Genomic DNA, 8,241 nt, shown 5'->3' with positions numbered 1-8,241 from the left:
TACGTAATAAAGTTGGTCATATACAATCTGAAAAAGCTTCTTTAGTTGCTCTTTTATTAATGATTCTTTTTCTGTTTATTGGGGAAGAAATGCTAAAAATCATCGGTCTCGATATTTCATCATTTGCAATAGCAGGTTCTGTAGTAATATTTATTATCGCTATGGAAATGATTTTAGGAATCAATTTATTTCGTGAAGAAGCAGCAGAAAGTGCCTCTATTGTACCATTAGCATTTCCATTAATTGCAGGCTCAGGAACACTAACCACACTCCTATCCCTTAAATCTGAATACGCAACTCAAAATATTATTGTTGGCATCATAATCAACATGATTTTTGTTTATATCGTTCTTAAAAACACCATTTACCTAGAAAAACTATTAGGTAAAACGGGCTTAAATATCATGCGTAAAGCCTTTGGAATTATCCTTCTTGCAATTGCAATTAAATTATTTAGAAACAATACGGGTTTATAGGAGGTTTAACGGATTAATCGTGCAACAAACATGGTATCCGCCTTCTTATGGTAGCCCTTAATCAATTCTAAGCTCTCCAGCTTCATTTTATGTTCGGATTGAAGATAAGTTACAACTTCTTCATTTTCTTCTCTAAAAACAGAGCAGGTAATGTAAATAAGTGGCTTACCAGGTTTAAGATATTTCAATACATTGCTTGCTATCGTTTTTTGTAGATTTTGAAATCCCTGAATTTTAAATTCTTCAAACTGACTGATCATTTCAGGTGTTCTACCCCATGTTCCAGAGCCCGAGCAAGGTGCATCCAAAATGATCCCATCAAACTCATAATGATGCAATTCAGGATCTGCATTTTTAGTCAGATCAATTATTTTTTTCTGATATGTTTTTAATCCCGCAGCATTAAAGCGTTCATCTAAATTATCTAAAACGCTTTCCCGAATATCCGACACAACAAGTTTAACATCAGGCTGTTCAGAAAACAATAAAAGAGATTTCCCCCCTGAAGCAGCACAAGCATCCCACCAATGTTCATAACGATTGGGTTTAAAATAATTCAATGTATGTTGCGAAGAAAGATCCTGAACTTCATAAGGCTTAATTATGAAGCTAGTATCTGGGAATAAATTATTTAAATTAGTCCCATTGGGCATTGAAATGGTATAATCACCAATCTGCTTAAAGGCAATGGAGCTATTTTCCATTGTTTTTAAGACCATTGCCAACGATTTCGGATTAACCCGTATAAATAAATCTGGCTGTATAAAAAATGAGCTTAAAAATTGGGCGCTATCCACACCTTCGGATAAATGCTTAAGGAAAGGGAAAACTTCCTCCAAAACTAATCCCTCATGCGCTTCTGCAAATGCTATTTTTTCATCCAGTGGAAGCAAAATTTTGTCATTTAAATCGGGACGAAAATGCTCTAAAAATGGATTATCAATGGAATTACAGAGAAATTCAGCGATAAAAAGTCGCTCCTCCTTAGTCTTATTTGCAATCGCTTTTCCTAAACGGAAATAGTTATAAAGAAGTCTTGAGGCCATACGTCGATCCGTAGACCCCATCTGTTTGTTCTTCTTAAAAAACTCTGGCAAAAACTTGGTAATTGGCCGATCTCCGGGATAGCTTTCCAAAACCTTTAAAAAGCTGCGTAACTGTTGTTCTGCTCTCATTTCTCAGGCTGAAGTTCAAAATTTCTATACCTCAACACCATCAGCTCTGTATTCATATATCCTGTTTTTGGATCTTTAGAAAATTTAAAACTTGTGTGTAAACCCCTGTAAGCACTGTCTTTAAGATGTTTAGCATAATCAGTACCGTATCTTTCGAGTAGACCACCAAAATAATAGCCAATGTCAAAACCCTTAAAAGAATATTCTGAAGGCTCAAAACCATATTCATCACGATAACGAGAAATAAAATTTTTAACCGTTTGAGATTTATAATTTACGTGAAAAGATGCAGTGATTCGGGAATTAAGTATCTGCATCTTCTCCTGACTTATATAATTAGCCTTTAACCAACTAGGATGCCCAAAAATCTCTATTTTGAACTTTTCCTTCGTTACTAAATTATATAATTTATCAATTGCAGGCATCACAAATAGCCTGTCTGGAGAGGTGACAATTAGCAAATTGTTTTTTGTTGGGACTAAATACTTTTCTATTGCGATAACTGTAGCACGTTCAGTGATTTGGAATTTATCTCCTGAAATATTCGCCAAATTTCTTTTAAAATGATTCGAGAATTTAGCATCCTCGCTCTTTTGCGTATTTATCAAGACAATATTTACCAAATCAGCTTGATAATTTGAACTAATAAATTCAGCAATTTTACGTGCATGCTGATCAATAGTATTATTTACTGTTACTAAGCTCGGATTATTAAAATCGCTAGGAATAGATGCCGCTAAGGGTGAAATTTGGAGCTTCTTGTCGTCAAGCTCAGCAAATTCGCCAAAGGTCTTAATCGCATCCGGATAAATAGGCCCTACAATTAAATCATTACTTCTTACCGACTTAGCTAAAGCAAGGTTAACAATTCTTGTCTCCTGATTTTGCGTATCAAATACACTGAGGTTAAAATTATGTCCACTTACTGTAAGTGAATCGAGCGCTAGCTTAAAACCTTGATAAAAATCAATGGCAATACTAGCCTTTTCTATGTTTTTGCTTGTTGCCGACTTAAGATTAATAGTATTTAGATCAAAAGGTAAAAGTAAGGCGATTGAATGATCTGTTTTTAGGGGTACAATCTCTTTCTGCTTCTCTAATTCGCTAGGAGATGGGATATCAACTAGCTTAGGAGCACTTATTTTTTTAGAGCATGCTGATAAAAATATCAGCATGCATAAAATCAATAAAAAATTATTCCCACTCAATAGTTGCGGGCGGTTTGGAACTAATATCATATACAACTCTGTTAATTCCTTTTACATTATTTATAATTTCATTGGATATTTTAGCGAGTAAATCATAAGGTAAATGACTCCAATCTGCTGTCATACCATCCACAGAGCTTACAGCTCTTAAACAAATAACATGCTCATAAGTTCTCTCATCACCCATTACTCCTACCGATTGTACCGGCAAAAATATCGCTCCAGCTTGCCAAACTTTATCATACCAACCTGAAGATTTCAAATTATTGATATAAATAGCATCTGCTTCTTGAAGGATAGCTACTTTTTCAGGAGTGATATCATCTAAAATACGGATAGCTAGTCCCGGACCAGGAAAAGGATGCCTTCCTAAAAGTGAAGGATCCATACCTAAAGTAGCACCAACCCTCCTCACTTCATCTTTAAATAAGGTATTTAAGGGTTCTACCACTTTAAGCTTCATAAAATCAGGCAATCCACCCACATTATGATGCGATTTTATAGTTGCAGAAGGCCCTTTTACAGAAACCGACTCAATTACATCTGGGTAAATTGTTCCTTGGCCTAGCCATTTCACATCCTTAACTTCATGTGCAGCATCATCAAATACTTCAATAAATACCCTTCCAATGGCCTTTCTTTTTGTCTCAGGATCTTTAATTCCAGCAAGCTGACCTAAAAATCGATCCCCTGCCCTTACACCACGAACATTTAGTCCCATGTGTTGATACGAATCCAAAACCTGCTCAAACTCACCCTTACGTAACAAACCATTATCCACAAAAATACAGTGAAGGTTTTTACCAATTGCTTGATGTAAAAGCACTGCTGCAACGGATGAATCGACACCTCCTGATAAGCCTAAAATAACCTTATCATCGCCTAATTTTTCTTTTAATGATTGAATAGTGGTCTCAATAAATGCATCTGGAGTCCAATCTTGATTACAATCGCAAATATCTACTAAGAAGTTTTTCAGTAATTGTTTCCCATCGGTACTATGTGTTACCTCTGGGTGAAATTGAATACCGAAAACTTTTGCCTTTTTAATTTGATAAGCAGCAACCTTAACAGAATCAGTGCTAGCAATAATTTCAAAATCATCAGGAATAGATGCTATGGTATCCGCATGCGACATCCATGTTTGAGAATTTGCAGGTATATCCTTAAATAATGGATTAGAATGATCAATAAAATCTAAACATGCTCTTCCATATTCACGTGTAGAGGAAGCTTTTACTTCACCACCAGATTTCTGCGCGATGTATTGAGCGCCATAACAAACACCCAAAATTGGAAATTTTTGCTGAAGCGATTTAAAATCTACTTGTGGTGCATCTTCCTGACGCACAGAATAGGGACTTCCCGACAGTATAACACCTTTAACTGAACTATCAAACTCAGGAAGGTTATTAAATGGATGTATCTCGCAGTATACGTTTAGCTCTCTGACTCTACGTGCAATAAGTTGAGTGTATTGCGACCCGAAGTCAAGAATGATGATTTTTTCTTGCATGAGCAAAGATAACTTTTTTGTACAGAGGCAGAAAGTATTCTAATAATCCTTTTTGATTTTTTCAAACATTTTTTTGTGATTGTTCACAAAAAACAAAGACAATTAATAATATACTAAAAATATCTGAGAAATCAAAGCAAAATCGACTAAATAATACCATGAAGTGGTCCACCCTTGGCTCCCAATTGGTCAACTCGCTTTTCAACTTCTGGATCTTTAATTAACTCTGGAGCATGATGCTTTTTTAAACGTGCATCAATAATTAGAGGGCCTTTACAACCCCAATGTTTATGCTCAGTAAATGACTTAATACCATAAATATCATGGGAAGGATTACTTCTGGTGAAGCTTACCCAAACAAAATTATTGATGTTTTCGGCTACAAAGCCAGCATCATCGCAAAGGATAAATAAAGGCAATCCATCTAAGTTTGTATTAGCTAGCGCAATATCTAATATCTCTATTTCATGAGATGTTTGCTCATGGTTACCAAAAGGTGGCGCCTCAATTGCTAGAACGCCAGGCATCACCATTTTAAACTTATCGAATGTTCTTGGCATTGTAAAGGATGCAGGTAATTCGGTCCATAAGTCACGTTTTTTATCTCCTGCAGCAGCAATAGCTACCTTTGATCCCGAATTTATGTCAGTCCCGCTGTAATCTAATGTGTCGATTGTTGTTCGAGTATAAAAGTGTAAATCACGACTTAAATCAACACGCTCAAGAATATGCTGAATGAAGCCTTCGATATCGCTAGTTTTAAGGCTTGGATTATCTTCTTTATTAGAAATGAATAAATATTTAGCTAAACTTAGTTGACTTTTACCCAAAATATGATTGGCGATAGTTAAAATTTCTTGAGGTTTTTTCTCATTGAGATAAGGTGTGTATCGCTCACTGCCAATGGCAAATAAAAGAGGATGAACACCAGCAGCATCAACAGCATTAACTTCATGCAGACCAGGAATTTCTTTAGGAATAGCTGATCCTGTGATATCATGAATTAAAGCACCAAAGCTAGTATCCTCTTGAGGTGGGCGCCCAACTACGGTAAAAGACCAAATAGCATCTTTACGGTGGTAAACATTATGCACCTTCAATAATGGAAATAGATGTTGAAGACTATAATAGCCTAAATGATCCCCGAAAGGGCCTTCCAATTTATTGGCACCAGGCTCTACGGTACCAGTAATAACAAAATCGGCATCTGAAGAGATACAAAAGCCCTCAGCATCATAAAAATAACGGAATCGGCGATTTCCTAAGGCGCCAGCAAAAGTCATTTCTGACAATCCTTCAGGCAATGGCATAACTGCTGCTAAAGGGTGTGCTGGTGGTCCGCCGACAAAAATACTCACTTTTAAAGCCTTCCCTTTGGCATTAGCCTTGGTTTGGTGAACCCCAATTCCACGATGTAATTGATAATGAAGCCCAATTTCCTCATCTGGAATATATTCATTACCTCCCAATTGGATACGGTACATACCTAAATTGGCACTCATAATACCTGGTTTGTCGATATCTTCGGTGTAAACTTGGGGCATAGTCACAAATGGACCGCCATCCATTGGCCAATTAACAATTTGAGGCAAGGCCGAAATAGTTGTTTTACCAAATTTTATGGGTGAATTAAAACCACTTCTCAAAGGTAAAGCTGAAAAAGCAGTTAGGCCAGCACTAGCATATTTAAATGGGCTTTTTAAAGCTTTTAGAGGATCTGATTTGAGGTCTACAAGCGTTTTTATAGCATCTAGAGTATCCCTAAACATAAATTTAGAGCGATCAAGAGTACCAAAGAGATTTGAAACTGCAGGGAATTTACTGCCTTTAATATTTTCAAATAGTATGGCAGGACCTTGATTTTCGTAAACACGCAAATGAATGGCAGCGGCTTCGAGGTAAGGATCAACTTCTTGTTTTATACGAACTAAATGTCCATTTTTTTCAAGATCAGTAACGCAATCAGCAAGACTTTTATAACCCATTTTAAAAATAAATTGCACCTGTAAATAAAGGTGCAATTTATAAAATTGTAAAACAGGAATTTAAACCTTTAAGATTTATGTTTTAAAGATTACAAAACCATGTCGTAAGAAATACATTCAACACCAAATTTATTTAAAAAGTCTACCCCTTCATCGCTAGGCAAACCTTTATATTCGGCATAAGAAGCTTTAAATAATACTTTTTTGATACCAGAGGAATAAATAATTCGCGCACAAGAGATGCAAGGCGAAAGCGTCACATAAAGTGTTGAACCGCTTAGATTCATCCCGTTTTTCACCGCATAGAGAATAGCATTTTCTTCTGCATGCAAAGCTAGCGAACAACTATTCTTAGAGTCGCGTGGGCAACCACTTTCGGGCCATTCTTCATCACAGTTATGGGTACCGGCTGGCGGACCGTTATAACCGATAGAAATTATGCGCGTATCTTTGGTTAAAACAGCACCGACCTGTGCTTTCACGCAATGCGAGCGTGAAGCAAGGTCGGTTGCTAAATTCATAAAAATTGAATCGAAGCTTGGTTTTTTATTCATTAATGTCCAGGTTCTGTATCCAATTTACTAACGTCAATTCCTTGTTTTTTAAGCTCTAGACTCACTTTTATAGCGAAGTAAGCTAAATAAACAAAACCTAAGAAAGGAACAATATATGAAACGTGAATTCCACTAGTATCAGCAAGAATTCCCTGTACAGGTGGAATAATAGCACCGCCAAGGATCATCATAATTAAAAATGCAGAACCCTGAGAAGTATATTTTCCTAAACCAGTGATCGCCAATGCGAAAATACATGGCCACATGATAGAGCAAGCTAATCCTCCAGCAAGAAATGCAAATATTGCCACATTTCCAGTAGTTAATAATCCCACTACCATTGCCAAACCACCCAAGAAACCGAATGTTAATAAGGTCTTAGCAGGCTTTTCTTGACTGTAGAAAAATCCGGCAATTAGGATAACCAAACAAACTGCATAAGCAAAAAACTGATCCACAGAGGTTCCGTTTAAGTGATTTAAGAATAAAATGATTGAAAATGCAATAAAAGGCATTACAATAGTTAAAATTCTCTTAGTGGATTTAGATAAGTTGAAAGCACTTACAGCACCGGTCCAGCGACCAATCATCATACTTCCCCAATAAAGAGAGATAAATGGTGCAATTTGAGAATCTGTATATCCACCAAAATCAGGCAATTGCAATAAGGCACCCATATTACTTTGAATAGTCACCTCAACACCTACATAGGTAAAGATTGCAATCATTCCTAAGATAAGTTGAGGATAACCCATTGCACCCCAGCCAGTTTTATCCTTACCAGCTGATTTTAAGGCTAGTAATAAAGTTGCAATAATGATAAATAATGAGAGATAGACAAAGGTTGCCATTCCCATTCCCGTTGCTTTAGCAATTGGATCTGCGGCAAGAATTAATAAGAATGCAATAAAAATTACAAATAGAGGAAGGTTTGTTTTTCCACTAGCTTCGACTTTTTCATCACTTGTTACTTTAGGAAGCTTTGAAAGCCAGAAAAATAATGCTACCGCAAGGAACAAGCCTGCAAGAATATAATACAAGGTGTTTATTGATGAAATCTCAATATCTTTTGGAACTGCCGCTGTAGCTGAGCCGAAAAGAATAACGCTCACTGCAATCGGACCTAATAATCCACCTAAATTATTAATACCACCAGCTAAATTTAATCGATTTGCACCAGTTACGGGACTTCCAAGTGCTACTACGAAAGGATTTGCAGCAGTTTGTTGAAGTGAAAAACCTATCGCTACAAAGAAAAAAGCTAATAAAATAAAGTTAAATGATCCAGAATTCACAGCAGGAATCATCATTAATGCCCCTCCTGCAG

The 8,241-nt window shown here is 36.4% G+C and carries 7 protein-coding genes; 1 reads left to right on the top strand and 6 read right to left on the bottom strand.

Going from position 1 to position 8,241, the window contains the following annotated elements; translation table 11 throughout:
- On the top strand, window positions 1–476 hold a 476-nt coding region (locus tag ACIQ0D_RS09935), incomplete at its 5' end, for a MarC family protein (protein WP_395805177.1).
- 5 nt (window positions 477–481) lie between these two features.
- Here ACIQ0D_RS09935 and ACIQ0D_RS09930 read toward each other — a convergent pair.
- The 6 genes from ACIQ0D_RS09930 to ACIQ0D_RS09905 form a co-directional block, all read right to left on the bottom strand.
- On the bottom strand, window positions 482–1,651 hold the full coding sequence (locus tag ACIQ0D_RS09930) for an RsmB/NOP family class I SAM-dependent RNA methyltransferase (protein ID WP_395805175.1): 1,170 nt from the start codon (window positions 1,649–1,651) through the stop codon (window positions 482–484).
- On the bottom strand, window positions 1,648–2,826 hold the full coding sequence (locus ACIQ0D_RS09925; protein ID WP_395805173.1) for an ABC transporter substrate-binding protein: 1,179 nt from the start codon (window positions 2,824–2,826) through the stop codon (window positions 1,648–1,650). Before ACIQ0D_RS09925 ends, ACIQ0D_RS09930 begins: the two co-directional genes overlap by 4 nt.
- A 19-nt stretch (window positions 2,827–2,845) precedes the next feature.
- Entirely contained in the window at window positions 2,846–4,375 is a 1,530-nt protein-coding gene (gene guaA / locus ACIQ0D_RS09920) for a glutamine-hydrolyzing GMP synthase (RefSeq protein ID WP_395805171.1), read from the bottom strand.
- A 146-nt stretch (window positions 4,376–4,521) separates the two neighbouring features.
- Complete coding sequence (locus ACIQ0D_RS09915) at window positions 4,522–6,360, bottom strand: UbiD family decarboxylase (protein ID WP_395805169.1); 1,839 nt, start codon at window positions 6,358–6,360, stop codon at window positions 4,522–4,524.
- Window positions 6,361–6,449: 89 nt separating this feature from the next.
- Window positions 6,450–6,914: a deoxycytidylate deaminase gene (locus tag ACIQ0D_RS09910; RefSeq protein WP_395805167.1), complete on the bottom strand. Its 465-nt coding sequence runs from the start codon at window positions 6,912–6,914 to the stop codon at window positions 6,450–6,452.
- On the bottom strand, window positions 6,914–8,241 hold a 1,328-nt coding region (locus ACIQ0D_RS09905; RefSeq protein WP_395805166.1), incomplete at its 5' end, for an MFS transporter. The genes ACIQ0D_RS09910 and ACIQ0D_RS09905, both read right to left, overlap by 1 nt.

Origin of the sequence: Daejeonella sp. (assembly GCF_044342615.1) — a bacterium.
Taxonomy (GTDB): domain Bacteria; phylum Bacteroidota; class Bacteroidia; order Sphingobacteriales; family Sphingobacteriaceae; genus Daejeonella.
The sequence above is the reverse complement of the archived record's forward strand: the minus strand, read 5'-3'. Positions and strand labels throughout refer to the sequence as shown.